Source organism: Chryseobacterium flavum (assembly GCF_003385595.1).
Classification (GTDB): Bacteria; Bacteroidota; Bacteroidia; order Flavobacteriales; family Weeksellaceae; genus Chryseobacterium; species Chryseobacterium flavum.
The window spans coordinates 1-18,375 of sequence record NZ_QNUE01000014.1; the positions used below are offsets into that span (position 1 = coordinate 1).

The 18,375-nt window shown below is 35.3% G+C and carries 10 protein-coding genes and 1 pseudogene; 2 read left to right on the plus strand and 9 right to left on the minus strand.

The features are described from left to right. Positions 1-238 precede the first annotated feature (238 nt). The 9 genes and pseudogenes from DRF59_RS15760 to DRF59_RS15800 all read right to left on the minus strand — a co-directional run bounded on the left by DRF59_RS15760 (position 239) and on the right by DRF59_RS15800 (position 16,823). Positions 239-565: a VanZ family protein gene (locus DRF59_RS15760; RefSeq protein ID WP_167456687.1), complete on the minus strand. Its 327-nt coding sequence runs from the start codon at positions 563-565 to the stop codon at positions 239-241. A 25-nt stretch (positions 566-590) separates the two neighbouring features. Beyond that, positions 591-968, minus strand: a complete 378-nt coding sequence (gene gcvH / locus DRF59_RS15765) for a glycine cleavage system protein GcvH (protein WP_115962295.1) — start codon at positions 966-968, stop codon at positions 591-593. 128 nt (positions 969-1,096) lie between these two features. Continuing rightward, positions 1,097-4,735: a T9SS type A sorting domain-containing protein gene (locus tag DRF59_RS15770; protein ID WP_115962298.1), complete on the minus strand. Its 3,639-nt coding sequence runs from the start codon at positions 4,733-4,735 to the stop codon at positions 1,097-1,099. After that, a pseudogene (locus DRF59_RS21305) lies at positions 4,732-5,055 on the minus strand (hypothetical protein); the annotation flags it as partial. The gene DRF59_RS15770 and the pseudogene DRF59_RS21305, both read right to left, overlap by 4 nt. A 438-nt stretch (positions 5,056-5,493) precedes the next feature. Next, positions 5,494-12,483 carry a T9SS outer membrane translocon Sov/SprA gene (gene sov / locus DRF59_RS15780; protein WP_115962301.1) on the minus strand — a complete coding sequence of 2,330 codons (6,990 nt, stop codon included), beginning with the start codon at positions 12,481-12,483 and terminating at the stop codon, positions 5,494-5,496. Positions 12,484-12,540: 57 nt separating this feature from the next. Continuing rightward, positions 12,541-13,125 (minus strand): Holliday junction branch migration protein RuvA, encoded by a 585-nt coding sequence (gene ruvA, locus DRF59_RS15785; RefSeq protein WP_115962304.1) that lies wholly within the window; start codon positions 13,123-13,125, stop codon positions 12,541-12,543. Positions 13,126-13,321: 196 nt separating this feature from the next. Further along, positions 13,322-15,607, minus strand: coding sequence for an NADP-dependent malic enzyme (locus DRF59_RS15790; protein ID WP_115962307.1), 2,286 nt, complete (start codon positions 15,605-15,607; stop codon positions 13,322-13,324). 16 nt (positions 15,608-15,623) lie between these two features. Continuing rightward, on the minus strand, positions 15,624-16,475 hold the full coding sequence (locus tag DRF59_RS15795) for a BadF/BadG/BcrA/BcrD ATPase family protein (RefSeq protein WP_115962310.1): 852 nt from the start codon (positions 16,473-16,475) through the stop codon (positions 15,624-15,626). Between the two features lie 84 nt (positions 16,476-16,559). After that, positions 16,560-16,823 (minus strand): hypothetical protein, encoded by a 264-nt coding sequence (locus tag DRF59_RS15800; protein WP_115962313.1) that lies wholly within the window; start codon positions 16,821-16,823, stop codon positions 16,560-16,562. 333 nt (positions 16,824-17,156) lie between these two features. Here DRF59_RS15800 and DRF59_RS15805 point away from each other — a divergent pair, with 333 nt between their 5' ends. Beyond that, complete coding sequence (locus tag DRF59_RS15805) at positions 17,157-17,615, plus strand: GtrA family protein (RefSeq protein WP_115962316.1); 459 nt, start codon at positions 17,157-17,159, stop codon at positions 17,613-17,615. A 3-nt stretch (positions 17,616-17,618) separates the two neighbouring features. After that, positions 17,619-18,347 carry a lysophospholipid acyltransferase family protein gene (locus tag DRF59_RS15810; RefSeq protein ID WP_185144928.1) on the plus strand — a complete coding sequence of 243 codons (729 nt, stop codon included), beginning with the start codon at positions 17,619-17,621 and terminating at the stop codon, positions 18,345-18,347. Positions 18,348-18,375: the final 28 nt, after the last annotated feature.

Consider the following 18,375-nt stretch of genomic DNA (forward strand, 5'->3'; position numbering starts at 1 on the left):
ATATTGGGGAAAGGTGGTGTCTTATTATTATAATTATATAGAAATGTTTCCAGCCGTGAAATTTATTAACTATAATCCATCTTAGCCCTGATAGAAATGATTACCCCGCAGCACGCGGAGGAAGATCAGCAGCCAGCACCGAAAGAAGGGCGCGAGGAGTATGAATGGATAGCAGGATATAGCTCCTGATATTTTTTGAATTGTAGATGATTTAAATTCGAGATATGCCTATCTATTATCAGAAAAAACGTCTGATTCCTATCTTATATATATAATACCCTATTAAGCATCCTAATGTGTCTGCTACAATATCCAGAGTTTCCATAGATCTTCCCAAACCCATTTCTTCTTGTAGGATTTCAGTAAGGAAGGCATAAATCAGAATAATCTGAAAAAAGTATGAGAATTTAATTTTGGGGAATGTGGCAATAAAAAAGAACCCTAAAGCCGCAAATATACTTACATGCAAAACTTTGTCAATGCCACTAAACATGAACCAATATTCATGGTTCTCTTCTCCCGGCTTGAGAAGCATATAAGTAAGAAATGCCCAGTAAATGGGCAAAATCTTACTGAATATTTTTGAAATTTTATCCAATGATAGCCTGGTAATCTTCTGCAGAAAGCAATTCAGACTGATCTGCACCATCAGCAACTTCTAATTTAATGATCCATCCGTTTCCATAAGGATCTGTATTCAACAATTCAGGCTGGTCTTCTAATTCTGAATTAAATTCAATAACCTTTCCTGAAACAGGTAAGAATAAATCTGAAACAGTTTTTACTGCTTCTACACTTCCGAAAACATCTCCTCCATTAAGATCATCATCTACAGTATCTACATCTACATATACGATATCTCCAAGTTCTCCCTGAGCAAAATCTGTAATCCCGATTGTAGCAACATTACCTTCGATTTTGATCCATTCGTGATCTTTAGTGTACTTTAATTCTGATGGTGTGTTCATTTTTAAATTTTTATTTTGTACAAATGTATTCAAAAATATACTAGCTTCAAAGCCTTAATAGGCATCTTCATTAAATTTTGATTGGAAATAAAAAAATCGCTGTAAGAGCAGCGATTTGAGTCAAATATTTATTTCTTGATAATCTTATTTAGATATTTTTTCCCGGTTGAATCTATAAGCGTTACCATATAGATACCTGCAGGATATTGAGATAAATTGACCTCAGTAGTATTTAGTGATAATACATCTTTGGTTATTATTTTCTTAGCATCTATAGAATATACTTCTAGAGTTTTGAATTTCTTACCATTGAAATCAATATTCAGTATATCTTTGGTAGGGTTAGGATACAGTCTTACTGCTCTATCAATAATAAACTCTTGATTTAAGTTATCATCATTTAGTACAATTTCTCCATAATATGGTTTATTCCCAAATTTCCCTATGGCCTGCTTAAGGTACAGCGTTTCATTTGGTGTTTCTGTAGTTTTAGGATTAAGCATATCATCAAAGGTGAGAGAACATGCAGGTATATCTGTAGGTAAAAGAGCTTGAGCTTTTGCCGTAAATTCTACTCCACTTGTAGCAGAAATGCCAAACCCAGGTTTCATGACAACAGAATATTTTCCATATATAACCACACTTTTATATCCTGTCAACTTCTGTGTTTTATCATCTAAAATTACGGTTTTGGTATCATATGTTGTGGCATTAAAATCATATCCAAAGTTGGGGGATCTATACAAAAACATGTTTAAGTTGGTCCCAGCTAAATTTCTAAACTCTTCTCTTCCATTGATAACAATACCACCACTAAAATAATAATTGTCCAATTTTTTGGGACGATGATAAGCCGCTGGATAAAATATATTATCATCATATCTAATATATGGATGTGCTAAATAATCAACTTCTCTTATACTAAACATCCTACGTCTTGGACCAGTACTATTAGTATAATAATCATCAGAGCTAATTATATATCGGTTGTCAAATGCTACAATATCTTTCCATTTAAGCGGGAAATTTTTATCCTTTATCCAATTTCCACCTCCATCTTTTATAAAATTCTGATAAAAGTGATTTCCATATTCTGTAGTTGCGGTTGATGTCCAACCCACTTTAGTTAGCTTGATAATTTCATTATCTTTAATAATAAAATTAGCCCCCGAACCATATACATATCTAAAGTCTGCCGGCATTGTAATATGAGAAGAGGTAGCTGAGTTTCCTGATAAATTGACTTGCATAAGCTCATAAAATCCAACACCATTGGTATTTTTATAGACAATATTATATTCGTCATCTGATTTTTTAAAGACAAATAGAGGATCACTTCCTCCGTTTGTTCCAGGAACAGATAAAAATTGATTTGACAATGATGCTTTTAAACTAAAAGCAGGTGAATTTGAAACAAGATTATAAATATCAATTTTATTTTGTCCTGATGATTGTATAAAAACTTTATCCCCTAAAATTTTTGTAAATACACCAGAAGATCCATTGGGTATTGGATTAACATCCATTGACCAGGCACCATTCTGTTCATTATAAAAACATGAGTATATTTTATTTACTGAATTTGAATTGTGACTTGCATGTAACATTAAATGCCCATTATCAAAATCATAATATTTTGAAATATTAAAATTTACCTGATCATAAAAAAGCGTTTTATAATTTTCAAATACGAGTTCATTATTTACTATTTTAAAAGATTGAAGTTCGTATGTTTTATATAATTCAAATGCTGTATTTCTCCTCCAAACTTCAATAAGAATATGAACTCTATCATTAGTCACTCCTACAACATCTATTAAACAATCATGGATTTCACCAATCGTTCCTGGATTTTTTATTGTTATTTTTGCAGGTTTTATATATTTAATTTTATTACAATCAACTATTTTATATATTCCCCAAAGCTGAAACTTAGATAAAAAATCGTTTATATTAAAATAGTATATATCATATATATTTTCACTAATGGCAAATGTATTTTGATTTGCAGACATGACTGATCTATAATAATAAAAATTTGTGTCAACCTCTTGAGAATTATAAGACCCACTTTTTTCTCTTAAATAGATTTTTTTGCCCCATGTATTAGCAGGATGTACTTTTTCCCCATTTATATCAATAGGTTCTTCTTCCCAATTGGTTTGAGGATTACCTCCACCTGGAGTATTACCAGTAATTGGCGCTCCAATTTGAATATTATAACCTGTGGGACAATATGGTCCTATAGATTGTACATTTGTTCCGGTAGGGTTTAACCATGGAGACATAGTATAATAATTATTAGAAAATCTTGAGTAGTATGTAAACCATTTATTGTTATAAATATCCGAATTATTACAATTAAAATAATTCGGATCAGGACCTGTTGATAAAGACCCTATCAATCTATCAGAACTGTTAAACAATGGGGCCCCCGAAGATCCCTTCTCCACAATGCCATTCCTCCATGAGTTTTGCAGAAATGTGCCTTGTGTATTTAGTGGCCATGGGACACCATAATATCCTGATAGACCAGATTGTTTTATAGGTTCATTGCTCATCACTGGATATATTTCCTGAACCATAGATATTTTTTTTACATCACCTTTCGGGTGATGTACTGAATATACATTCGTAGGATTTACCGAATATGCATTAGGATTGTTATCCCAGCCTGCATAACAAACTTTATATTGAGACAATGCACTTGCTGTTGTATTTAGTTTTATTAAAGCATAATCTAAAGAAGAGCTTGGGTTTTGCGTTAACAAGGTACATCCAAAAACTGAATTATTAGATAATGCAGCCGGGGCATCTGAGCCATTACTTGTACAGCTTAAGGCTTCATAGTTAAATAAAGTGATTAACTCTATACTCCAATTTATATTATTATTTGCAGCTTCATATCCTATACAATGTGCAGCAGTTAAAAAATAAGGCTCTCCATTTTGAGCAGTATTATTCATTAAGCTCCCTGAGCAGCTGGCTGAATAAGTATGTGTATTTGCTCCCCATTGGTATATGGGGTATAACATTAAACCAACAGATTTTATATTTCTTGATTTATTCTCTCCAGGATTAAATACACATGCTATATTCTTATGACAGTTACCAGCCGCACCATAGACACCACTATAAAAATCTGTAAAAGAATGAATTAACTTTTCGGTTATTAACAATGGTTTATCACTACTATCTATTGGATAAGAAAGTTCAATATAAAATGTATTCCCAGGTATTGGCTGGGTTCCAAATTCTAGTCCCTTACTTTGAGAATTGGGATTATTTTTATTATTAAACTCTCCTAATATAAATCCGTTTTCAGCGTAAAGGAAAAACTTACTATCTTTTGGCAAAAGATACTTCTTAAAATAAATCTGTAATGCTTTGGCATCTGATGATCTAATTTTGTATAAATAATAATATCTCCCATTGTATTCAATCCTATTGCTATCATCCGTTATATTAATTTCTTTATAAAAAGCTTTACCATAAATATTTTGATTTTTATATGCTTCATCTTTTAAGTTAGCAACTTCATTTATTATTTGCTGATTATTAAATCCATTTGTTTCAAAGGCCTTAATATTCTGTTTTAGTTGTAATAAAGGAATTGTTTTGCCCAGATAGTCTTTATATTCCTCTCTGATTGTAATATGGCGTTCGGAAACTAGTTTCTCATACAAAAATGGATATCCATTATCTCCTACTTGAGATTTTATAAAATTCAAGCAGAATAAAAAAAATATAATTAAATATTTCATCATTTGTTTTTATATTTTTTTTTCAATTCTTCAATTTCTTCAGCCTGCTTCTTCAATTGCTTATTCTGGCCAATTATATATAAAGTCAACTCTTCTACTTTCTGCAACAACTTAATTTGAAATTCACCAACATTCACTCCTTCTTTTTCCATTTCTTTTGCAGAGGAAATTTCCGGAAGGTGCTTTTTCTCTCTAATATGTTTCTCAACATCTTCAAGCTTTGGAAGGGCATAACTCTCTTCAAAAACAAAATCGGCAGTAGGAGTCAGAGTCACTTTTATTTCTCTAGCTTCAAGCTTACCATTTAAAGATGCATCTCCATTTTCACCATTAATTACAAATGATTTAGCCCAGTCCCAATCACCATTAATAGAATTTATGGGTGTAATATGTAATGTTTTCCTATGATCATCAGGAGTATGAAAAATCCATGAATTACTTCCCCCGCTAACAATATCCCAGAATCGACCATTACCAATTACATCAAGTTTAGCTGCAGGAGAGTTAGTCCCGACTCCAACATTTCCGGTTGAAGCATTGATTGTCGCCCCTGTTATGTTTGAATTTGGAGTGTATAATTGGGCAAAAAAAGATTGGACGAACAAAAATCCGCTAAGAAATATTATTTTCTTCATATTTTATTATTTTTATTAAAGATATTAATTAAAACTCTAAAGTTCCAACAAAAGTGAATTAATACTAAAAATCCCTTTCATTATAGAAAGGGATTAACAAATATGAGAATTGCATATTATTTTTTCCTAGAAACCACCACCATTCTCACCAAACGTAAACGTTGCAGATATACCTGCTCTGATTGTTGACAATGGGAATGCTGTAGAGATCTTATATTTTGAGGTCATCTGTTCGTAGAATACTCTCAGATTCAGATTTTCTGAAACATTATAATCTGCAGAAAGTTTAACATTTAAAAGTTTCTGACCTCCTGTTACCTGGGAATCATTTAAAAGAATATTCATAATTGAAGTTCTACTATCCCTTAGTGAAATATCACCTCTGATATTAAGGTCGCTTCCTTTTCCTCTTGATCCTCTTACATTTGTCATTCCAAGTCTGAAGTTTCTGACAATGTATCCTAACCTTACAACATATTCTGTATTTGAATCTTCAGTCAGGGTATGATTTACCAGCCCCAGTACCATCATTCTGTTTCTGTTATACTGTAACCCGAACTGCATATTATTTCTCATGGTCACATCAATTCCGATAAGCGGTGCATAGGATTCCACATATCCTACCTGGGCAAATGTAAATGGATTGATATAGTCATTATTAACATCAAATACAGCATCCGGATTGCTGAGACTGTTAAAATAATCTATACTGGACTGTACTCCTGTAGCCGTATAGGTTGCAGTATAGCCATGCAGGATATCAAACTTAGTAAACTGCCCGTTAATCATTGGAATATTTCTCAATCCGGAATAAGTAACCCTCCAGTTTGGTAAAGGGAAACCAGCTTTTTTAGGATTACTCATCTCTTTCACTGATTTACCTTCAACCGCAGCCCTGAATGCTGGAATTAAAACATATGCATTGGCAATACTATAATGTTCTGCAAATCCATCGTTGGTAATCACAGCATTAGGCCCTCCAAGTTGTCGGGAAAGAGTCTGTGCATTTGCTCTGATTGCCTGATAAACAGCCTGTCCGTCTTTAAAGGAAGTACTTAGCAGCATTGTAGAATTAGAATAGGTGATCAGATCATTTGCAAATGTATAATCCGGATTGGCGACTCCTCCATTGGTATAATTAAATCCGGTATGTGTAAAGTTTCTGTTATAGTTATGCAATATGTTCAGATCAATCCTGAAATCATTCATAGGAACAATCTGAAGGTTTGCTCTTAGTTCTTTTGTGGACATTCTTACATATGGATCTGTCATATAAGTAGAGTTACTTACCCATCCATTTTCCATAACAGTTCTTCTGATATCCGCCTGAGATCCTAATAAGAATCCAATAGTAGGACCTCCCAATGTTTGTCCATAACCATACCAGTTCGGTGCTGATAATAAACCGGGAAGTACCGTACCGTTATTCTCTGAATAATTTACATCCAGTTGTTTGAAAGAAGTCAGGAAGAATGCAGCACTTTGAAGTACTGTAAGTTTATTTTTAAACTTATAATTCTTATACCGGTATCTGTTCTTTGCCCATTGCTGAGTATACACATTATTGAGGGAATCAATTTCCTGTTTACGCTTCTGAAGTTTAGCCGAAATATTTTTAAAGTATTTGAACTGCCCGAAGAACTTCGGAATATCTGCGGTTGCTGTAACCTGAATAACATTTGTATTCTGTCCTATCGAGCCTAAACTCTCAGCTCTTTGTGTATCAGGATTAACAAAATCGTATTGAGCAGTACTTCTTGCATTCCAGTTGTAGGTAAAACCATACCCCAATTCAGCATCTATAAAATCCAGATAAGGAAGATACTGGAATGGCAATTTGTAATTTAACTGTACCCTGTGATTGTACAATACCGGTCTTCCGGCTCTGAAAACATTTCCAAAGATAGACTTATTGTCCATGGTATTTACATCCACATTATCGTTCAGTGTTCTGGTTGCAGAATTAATTTCCAGTTTTAGGGATTTGGTAAAATTAAATCCTAGCCCATACTGCCAGCCAAAATAAAAATTCCGGTTTCTCAGTGTCTCAAAATCGCCATTGGTATTCCCTCCCAGAATCGCCTCTACATTTCTAAACTCCAATTCATTGTAATTTCTGTCGATCTCTGTCCGGAATGCCAATCTTGTCGGAATCGGATTAAAGTTGAATTCCTTAACCCATCTCAGATATTTAACGGATTTTGCCGTATCACTGATCATTTTATTAAATGGTTTGATTACCCATGGTTTAAAAGTATAATTATAGTCAATATATCCTCTCAGGTATTGCCTGTAATTTTTCTTGGTGTAGATATCCCTGAAATAATCATCGTTATAAACCGCAGTTACTGAAACGTTTTCAATATCGTAGAATTTTGGTTTCTTATTCTGGTTTACTCTTTCCTTACGCATATTAACAACTCCGATACTTCTCTGTTGGGTATAGGTTCTTGCCACTTTTTTAAGCTGTTCTTTATTGGCTGCCTTACTGAACTCAACATCGGTATCCAGAGGATTGTATTTCGGATCTTCAATTGTCTGGGAATAGGAGTAGTTCAATGGAATTTTCATTCCACTTTTTTCAGGCAATAGCTTATCTACATTGATCGCGGTGTTGATACTGAATGCGGATTGAGTAGACTGGTTTCTTTCTGCAGGTTTTGAATCGATATTTCCAAACCCTACAGAGGTATAGGAAGCACTGGTATTTACTGTAGCAAAGTCACCTAAATTGAAATTCAAACTTGCGTTTCCTGCATATCCACCATCATTCTCAATTTCAGAAAGACGAATTTCATTAACCCAAAGAACTCTTGTTATAGTGGACGCCCCTCTTGGATCAGAATTTCTTACTCCAACCATAATTGTAGTAATATTTCCTAAACTAGGTCTTCCTTTGATATAAATATTTTTATAAGGTTCCTGATATATAAGGTCTTTTGTTCTTTCCGTGATTTTCACCCCAGACTTATCTCTTCTGAGTTTCGCATCTACAAAATTCTGAACATCAAAATCAACTTCATTTTCCATTGGCCAGATCTCCATAGGAGCTGTTGCTGTAGTGGGAGTCATTTTTAAAGATGATTCATATTCATAATAGTTGTCAGTAGCATCACTTCCGAAACGGATAAAGAACTTCGTTTTCTCATCAATCCCTGTGATAATATTAGATGGATCATGAGCATGAACAAACAGTTTCAGCTTTTTGTATCTTCTCATATCCAAAGTCGTATTTTTGAACACTCCTCTTGCCTCAGTCTTAAGGTCTTTTACTTTCATGTAAAGTGAAGCTTCATTCTGTCTTTGAGCTCCTGCATTTCCACTTAACACTTGTCTGTCAATTCCCGGAGGCAATACATATGGAGGCTGATTGAATGCATTCTCTTCAATATTCACACTTCCTACCTCAAAATTCGGGTCTGTAACAACCCCTACACCTTCTCCTGAACCTGGGATGTTTGTGCTGGCAATATTACTATTATATTTTCTCCAATCTGATCTTACAAGATCCATTGTTCCGAATCTTAAAGTAGACGTTTGATCAAATCCTGCCAACATTAATCTCGCAAATCTTACGTTATTTAACACAGATGGGTCTGCTGTTCCTTCAGCTGGATCATAATTCGCCACAGGAATTCTGAACAAATACCATTTAACGTCAGAAGTCTGTCCGTTCTGGAATGTTGCTTTTACTGTTTTTACGTCTACAATATTATTTGATCCAAGTGATAAACTTGGCTGGTCAAGCTTTATAACATATTGATTATAGTTTTCAGTCTGATCAAGGTTATAATCTTTGTTGATATCTTCTGCGTCCGGAGTTTGTGAAGCTACATTCAGAGAGTTTGCTTCTGAGTTTCCTTCAGGGTTTCTGAAGTATTTGTATCGTTCTATCACTGAAGCAGCCTGACTTCCTGTAAATTTATCAGAAAGATAAAATACGAAGTCATCCACTGCGGGGTCTACAATATTTGTCACCGGATTTACAAATGTATTTCCGAATCTGGCTGACTCCTGATCCGAGCTTAATCCATCATATCCTACATCCTGTATTCTTCTATCATCTCCTTCACTCGAGAAAGCATACAGAATAGGAGGCTGTTTTGGCTGTACCCCCCAATTGGAGCTAGTAGTGGTTGATGGTGTACCTGGAGTTGGAAGACCATTCTCATACTGCATTTTCCCATCTTTCAGAATGTCTTCAGAAACGTTTCCTAAATGCAATAAAAGTTTTGGATTAACTCCCAGTTGCTTACCATCTGCATAAGGGTCCATCATCCAGAATTCAACATATTCGATATTTGAGCTTATAAAGTTCGAAACACTGATCGGTCTCATAATCCCCGCCCATCTACTCTCTGCCATTTCTGCTGCTGTATTTACATTATATGGTCCTTTTTCTTTAGGGAAATAAGAGATATCAAAGGTGTTGGTATAAGTCTGCTCTCCTGCTACAAAGTCCCTGTTGTTATAAATCTCTGATAGCTGAACTCTCCTTGAGGCATGATTGGATACAGACTGCGGTGTAATCCCACCAGGAGCCTTACCTCCTATACCCCAGAATCTTGGATCAATATTATACCATGTTAAGAGCCCTCTTCCATAGCCACTCGTTAAATCATCATTAGGAGGAGTACCATTGAAAGGTGCCAACTTATTTTTCTCAGGCCTTGATGCCAGACTCCAGGCAGCAGGTTCTTTTAAAGATATTTTAGAAGTAGTCTGTTCAAAATCATCAATATATGACTGATCATTTGTTCCTTTATTTAATCCCGGAAGTAAATAGGCTGCCTCCATTTTGAAATTCAGATTGGAAGGTGCTTCAGTTTTCACCAACGGTAGTTTATCGGTAAGTCTTGTAAGGAACGGAAGCTGATTGTTATACATCAGGTTGATTCCAGCCATTGTATTGTTAACGGCTTCCTGCCCGTAATTTACCTTCTGAGTAAGTGGGGATTCAGAATAGTTAACTACAGTTCCTCCTAAGATAAAGTTTTCACTGAATCTTCTTTCCAGATTCAGTCCAAGAAATCTTTTTCGCTGTGTGTTAAAGGTTAATTGATTTTCCAATGAAATATTAATGGCCTGTCCTGACTGCTTTACATTTTCATTGATGATTGTTACTGTTCCCAGCATATAGTCGACTGTATAGTCTACCCCTTCATTAAGCTGTACCCCATTGGCTGAAACCTTTACAGATCCCTGTGGAACATTTACCGCTCCTAAGGAGATACCCTGGCCTTGAGATCCTTTATAACGGCCTTCTATGGTATACCATTGAGGTAAAGGTGATTGCGGGAGTTTTTGTTTATCATATAAGTCGTGAAGAACATATTTGGGATCATTTCCCACTAAACTCTGCATATAATCTCCAAAGGGCTGTACTTTAGTAAAGATAATTCTACCAGTTTCCGATCTGATTGTAATTCCATTAACAAAGTCAAAAATACCGTCTCCTTTGGAACCATCCTTATTATTCTGTACATCTCCATTCATGTTAAGACGGTCCCAATTCATTAATTTCAAAAGGTTCTGGTCCTGCACCGGTGTATCTGGGAGGTAATTAACCTTTCCTCCGGTTTTCTGGTCCCTATAATATAAATTCAGGATAAAGCCATCCTGAGCAACCTGTCCTGCATCCAAAGAATAAATATTCTTCATCATCAGATCCCACATCGGAGATTCGGTATTGACCCTGTTATTAGGTCTTAAAACCTTCGTAATTAAAACAGGGCTTTCTTCTGAGAATTCCCCTACTTTATAGACCTTATTGCTACCCCCTACTGTAAATGAGTATGAAACGGCTAACAGCTGATTTTCATTTAATTTTTGGTTTAATGAGATATACCCCAGCTGTGGCTGCACGGTATATTCATTGCTGTTCAATCTTCTGGCTTTTGTGTTGAAAATAAAATGTTCGCCATTATCATAAGGCTGTGTACTTCCAGGAAATACCTGTCCCTGAAAAACAGCACTATAATTTTTTCCAGGTTCCCTGGTACCGGCTGCAGTACTTATTTCACTATATAACCCGTTTAAGGAGTTATCCGGCAAAGCTGCTCCTCCTTCACCCAGGTCCCTGATCCCGATAATACTTTTTTGATAAGCAAGATTGCTATTTCCCTGATCTAATACCCAAACCTCTAACCTGGTAATGTTTATATTCGAATTGATCTGCGGATAATTGAGCAAAGCACCATCATATTTATCAAGAAAATAATGGCCGAGGAAATAGTGCTGGTTATCTTCATAGTCAATAGCATTAACTTTAAAGTTATTCATCACACCACCTCCCTGAACTACAATATTTCTTGCTTCACCCTGTTGCTGGGAAAGCACCACCGTACCAAATGTTTTTCCAAGCTGAAATTCTGTCTTTACCCCGAATAAGGACTGGGAACCCCGGATTAAGCTTGTTGAAAGCGGCATGTTTACGTTACCAAACTCAACCCTCTTGATAATTTTATCTTCGCCGCCGGCATTAGGTTTGTCCACATTTCCAAGGCCTTTACTCTGAAGATCCTTCCAACTTCCTTTGGCCTGCCATACAAGATTCATCCGGTTCTCAAAAGCAAATCCGCTCTGGGTATCATAGTTTGCTTTTAACTGGAGGTTTTCCCCTACTTTTCCTAATAATCCCAATTGAATTCTCTGATTAATATCAAAGGTAAAGCTGGTCCTGTTCTGTGGCAGGATCATAGGATTATCTATTTTCTGATAAAGGCCGGCAAAGTCAAGGGAAGCATATCCTGAAGGAATAATTTCGATTTTATTTCCTCCGAAAATTGTTTCAAACAGTTTATTATTAATCTGTAGAGAAGGAATAAGTCCTTTTTTACGGGCATCGGTTTTATCCTTTCGGAAAAGAAGGCTATACTTATCTGATTTTTCTTTGTAATATGCTCTTGTCTGGGTTGCCAGCATATACTCCTTATATTCTTCCGGAGACATTGCTGTAGGAGGTCCCGTAATGGTGTTTCCTATTTTAGGATACACGTAATACATTCCGGTTTTTATATCGTAGTAGGCTTCATACCATGTAGGATCGGCCACTTCATACTCTTTTCTTATGATCGCCGTGTCCCGGACCTGCTGTGCAAATGCACTGACAGACATACACAGGAATGACAGGAACAAAAATATGTTAAAATGCTTATTATTTGCCACCAAATGTTAAATGTTTTTTAAAATTTGTTTTACCAATTCTTCAACCGAGATGCCCGGATTTTGTTTTAATATTTTATCAGCAATCTTCTCGCTCATCCGCTTAGGAATTCCTAAAACTTCTAATGCAGATAACGATTCTTCCTTGATTTTATTATCTGCCAAGGAAGAAATATTCTCTGCCGGACCGCTGAATTTCTGGACTTTATCTTTAAGATCGACAATAATTCTTTCAGCAGTTTTTGCTCCGATACCTTTGGCTTTTTGAATTAAGGCACTGTTCCTGGAAAGGACTGCTGAAGCGATTTCGTCAAGACTTAATGTTGACAATAAAATAAGAGCAGAAACTGCTCCTACTCCATTAACGCTTATTAACAGATTGAACATTTCTTTTTCTGAACGAGTGTTAAATCCAAAGAGAAGATGAGCATCTTCACGAATGATCTGCTGAACAAATAAAAAGGTCTGCTGATTCAAAACCAGCGTCTGTGAGGTCATTAAACTGATACCTACATAGTAACCAACTCCTTGTACATTAATTACTGCGTAAGTAGGCGTAAGTTCCTGGACTGTGCCTTGTAACGAAAATATCATTATTAATTTTTAAAACTCCCAAATATAGCAATTTAAACTAATTAATATTTTCATTTCACGAACGAATGATTTTTAACTTAATTTTCAGAGGAAAGTTTAAGGAATTAACAAAAAAACAAAAGACTCCAAAAATATGGAGTCTTTTTCTATATCATTATTAATAATATTATAATATTAATGTACTAACTGATCATAATTATTTTTTCTCTCTTCGTTGAGCATCAAGAACAGCTATTGTTGCCAGGTTTACGATCTCATCTACACTGGAACGCATCTGAAGTACATGAACCGGCTGTTTTAATCCCATCAGAATCGGACCGATAACCTGTGCCACTTTCATTCCTCTGAGAATTTTATATGACAAGTTTGCACTTTCCAGATTCGGGAATATAAATGTGTTGGCCGGAGTAGTTCCTAATTTTGAGAATGGGTAATCGCTTAAGTGATCAGCATTCATTGCAAAATCCGGTTGAATTTCACCATCAACGATCATTTTAGGATATTTTTCATGAAGGATACTTACTGCTTTTGCCACTTTTTTTGAAGTATCAGAAATAGCAGCAAAGTTTTCAAATCCAAGCATTGCAATCCGTGGTTCAATAGCAAAAGATTTCACTGTAAATTCTGCCATTTTAGCAATATTTACAAGGTCTTCTGCTGTAGGATTCTGATTGATGGAAGTATCTGCAAAGAAAATAGGTTTCTTTTCGGAAAGAATCATCATCATTGCAGCTACCTTATCTACGCCTTTATCTTTTTCAATTACTTCTAAAACAGGACGTAATACAGAGGCATAATTTTTAGAAAACCCGACAATAAGACCATCAGTATCTCCATGTTTCAGCATCAGAGGCCCAAAATAATCCCGCTGACGGACAAATCGCTTTGCCTTATACTCGTTCATCCCTTTTCTCTGACGAAGCTTCCAAAGCGTTTCTCTGTATTTTTTTCTATTTTCTTTCTGATCATCATCACTAGGGTCTATGATTGGAATGTCCAGGTTGATCCCAAAACGCTCCATCTGTTCCTTGATGTATTTTTTATCTCCCAAAAGACTCGGATAAGCAATCCCCTCTTCATAAAGAATCTGAGCTGCCTTCAGTACGTTATATTCTTCAGCATTCCCAAGGGTAATTCTTTTCGGATTGGATTTTGCACGGCTCTGCATCATTCTTACCAACCTTTCATCTCTACCCATTCTGTCTAAAAGCTGATGCTCATACTCCTCAAAGTCTGCAATTGTTTTTCCGGCAACTCCACTTTCTATAGCAGCTTTAGCTACTGCGCTTGATACTTTTGTAATCAATCTGTTATCGAAAGGTTTCGGAATAAAATATTCTCTTCCAAATTGCAGGTTCTGAACATTATAAGCCAAGATTACGGCTTCAGGAACCGGTTCTTTTGCAAGGTCAGCAATAGCGTGTACTGCAGCCAGCTTCATTTCTTCGTTGATACCGGTAGCCTGCACATCTAATGCACCACGGAAGATATACGGGAATCCCAGTACATTATTAACCTGATTAGGATAATCACTTCTTCCTGTTGCCATAATTACGTCTTTACGGGTTTCTATCGCCAGATCATAAGCAATTTCCGGATCGGGATTTGCCAACGCAAATACAATTGGATTTTCATTCATGCTTAACAACATTTCCGGAGTCATTACATTTCCTTTGGATAACCCTACAAATACGTCAGATCCTTTTACAGCTTCTTCCAGTGTTTCAATATCCGTTTGCGCAATAAAATCCAGTTTTTCAGGGGTAAGATTCTCTCTCTTATGATTAATTACCCCTTTACTGTCGCACATAAGGACATTTTCTTTTTTAAGACCTAATGAAATATAAAGTTTGGTACATGCAATAGCAGCAGCTCCTGCTCCGTTCACCACCATTTTCACTTCATCGATATTCTTATTGGCAATCTGCAATGAATTAATGAGTGCAGCTGCAGAGATTATTGCGGTTCCGTGCTGGTCATCATGCATCAAAGGAATATTCAATTCCTCTTTCAGTCTCTGTTCTATATAAAATGCTTCAGGAGCTTTAATATCTTCAAGATTGATGCCTCCAAACGTAGGGGCAATTCCTTTTACAATTTCTATAAATTTATCCGGATCTTTTTCATTGATCTCAATATCAAAAACATTGATATCAGCAAAAATTTTGAACAAAAGGCCTTTTCCTTCCATTACCGGTTTTGAAGCTTCTGCTCCGATATCTCCTAATCCAAGTACAGCAGTACCATTTGAGATTACCGCTACCAGGTTTCCTTTTCCTGTATAGTCATAAACAGTCTCCGGCTTGTCATGAATTTCCATACAAGGAACGGCAACTCCGGGAGAGTATGCCAATGACAGATCTCTTTGTGAAGAGTGCGGTTTTGACGGAATAACTTCTATTTTCCCTTTGGGTTCTGCTTTATGATAATCTAACGCGGCCTGGCTAAAGGTCTTTTCGTCACGATTGTTATTACTTGACATAGAATTTTATTTTTTATTAAAGTATATATTTAATGTGGTAATCAACTAAGCTTTCAATTGGTTTCTGAACAACATGTCCCACATTTAAATTAAGTTCTGATGCAACAGAACGTAGAATATTTTCATAATAATAAGCAATAGAGCCAATGAAATTAATCTCGGCATCTTTTGCCTCATCATAAGGAAGAACCTGATACTCGAAGAAACTTTTCATCTCTTCGAAAACCATATTCTTAAAATACGGATGCTCTTTTCTTTCGATAACAAATTTATTGAAATTTGCCAGATATGCATTTGGTCTTGGTGCATGATACATATTTTTCAATGCATCTTCTATCGTAAGCTGGTAATCAGATTCAAACTCATTGTGAAGGTCAGCAGGCAGTTTTTTCATAAAATATCTGCGTATCAATTGTTTTCCGATTGCACTGCCACTTCCCTCGTCCCCAATAAGAAACCCAAGAGAAGGCAATTCAATTTTAAGATTTGTTCCATCAAAAAAACAAGAATTAGAACCTGTTCCCAGGATACACACAATCGCCGGCTTGCCACTATATGCAGCATAAGCAGCTGCCATGAGATCCTCCTTCACAATAATTTCGGCTTTTCCAAAGACCTTCTTAAGTTCATTCTCTATGGTTTCGCAGTTTTTTTGCACACCACATCCTGAACCGTAGAAAAAAACTTTGGTAATCGAATTTTTGACCAATATAAGATTGCTGTTTTTCTGTATTTCAGGGGCGATAAGTTCTTTATTTATGAAATTCGGATTAAAGCCGATGGTTTCTGTTTTCAGAAATACTTTTTTAAAATCATCAAGTATTACCCAATCCGACTTAGTAGAACCACTATCTACAATAGCAACCATATTTTAAAATTTAATTTAAGGGTGCTAAATTATGAATTTATCTTCAATTAGCATTTAAAACAACCCGGAAGCTGTCTAAAATTACTAATGTTTTATATCAGTTTTTTTTTCATTGAATTGCAAAAGCCAATCTTCAATTTCATCTTCCAGATAAGATGTCTGTAATACCATTGCATTGATAAAATCATCAGGTACAGGCTCACCAGTGGAATTCTCAAGATTCCAAAGCTCATCAGACATATTTTCATATTCAGAATATACTCTTTTGAAGCGGGAATTTTCTCTTTCAAGAGCCTCAATATTTTTCTGTTGAAGCTGGAATTTTCTGTATTTGTTTTGACGTTTCATACAAATATTATTAAAAAATTGGTCATAAAAAGTTGGATAGTATGCTTTCAATCACGCATTACAAGATAGAAAAAACCATCAACACAAGGCGTTGAAAATGAATTTATTATCAGGTGAGTATTCCATCATTTAGATTATTAAATTTAGAAATAATTTTTATTTAAAAAAATATTTTAACAACTTTTTTCAGTGTTTAACATATAGTTATAAATTTGCATTTCATACTATGAGGTATATTAATTATTGCAAGAAAAAAACTTTCTCTGACAATCAATATTATAGTAATTACATCGATAAATTATGCCTGATAATATGGAGTTTTTAAATTAATCAATGAAAGAAATACTAATACGCCAGAAACAGGTTTTATTCTTCATCATCGCAGGAGGACTTAGTGCTGTTGTAGAAATTGGCAGCTTTAAGGTATTCAGTACCTACCTTCCCCAGATTCTGGCCAGAGAAACAAATTTCCATGGCATACACTACCCTTTAAGTAATATTTTTTCCACAAGCTGCGGGATTATTACCAATTATTTCCTGAGTATCTGGTTTGTATTTGAAAGAGGAAAACATTCCAAGAGAAAAGAGTTTGTTTACTTTATGGCAGTATCCTTTATTTCAACATTATTTAGTTTAGGATTCTTTCAGATCTTTTACAGTTTCGTATTTAAAGATAATATCAATTTATTTTTTTATACCTTAAGCCCGGAAATGATCAGCAAGATTGCGGCAATTCTTCTGGTTTCAATTCTTAATTATTCTGTAAAAAAGAAAGTAATTTTTAATGGTTAGGCTGTGACAAAAGTTTTAAATTATCTCTGGAGATTTTGGTTATTGTTATTGGCGTTTGTCCTGACAGTCACGATGGGGATCCCTGTCTATATTTTATCTTTTAATAAAAAGCATTATAAATATGCGTATAAATTTATCCGCATCTGGTGTTTTGGAATGTTTTATGGAATGGGCTTCAGATATGATCTCATCAAGCTTTCTGAGCAGAAAAAAGATAGGAATAAACAATACGTTTTCATTTCTAATCATACTTCCATCATGGATATCATGCTCACCTGTATACTTTTTCCACATCATCCGATATGTTTTGTAGGCAAAAAAGAACTTGTGCAGATTCCTATTTTCGGAACTATCTACAAAAGGATATGTGTAATGGTAGACAGAACCAGTGCCAGAAGCCGTGCGGATGTGTACCGCAGGTGTGCTGAAAAAATGGAAGAAGGAAACAGCATAGCCATTTTCCCTGAAGGCGGCGTACCTGATGACACCTCTATCCTTCTGGATGAGTTCAAGGATGGAGCATTTATCCTATCCTCCAAGCATCATTCCCCGATCGCTGTTTATACCTTTGTCGGGCTTAAGAAAATGTTCCCGTTTGATAATTCCAAAGGATACCCTGGAAGGGTAAAAGTGTATTTTAATGGAATTATAGATCCCACGGATTCTCCAAAAGACTTAAAAACAGAGGCTTACCAAGAAATTAAAAAAACTTTACAAGAGCATTCTATTTAAAAGAAATAGCTATATTTGTTTGCGAAAT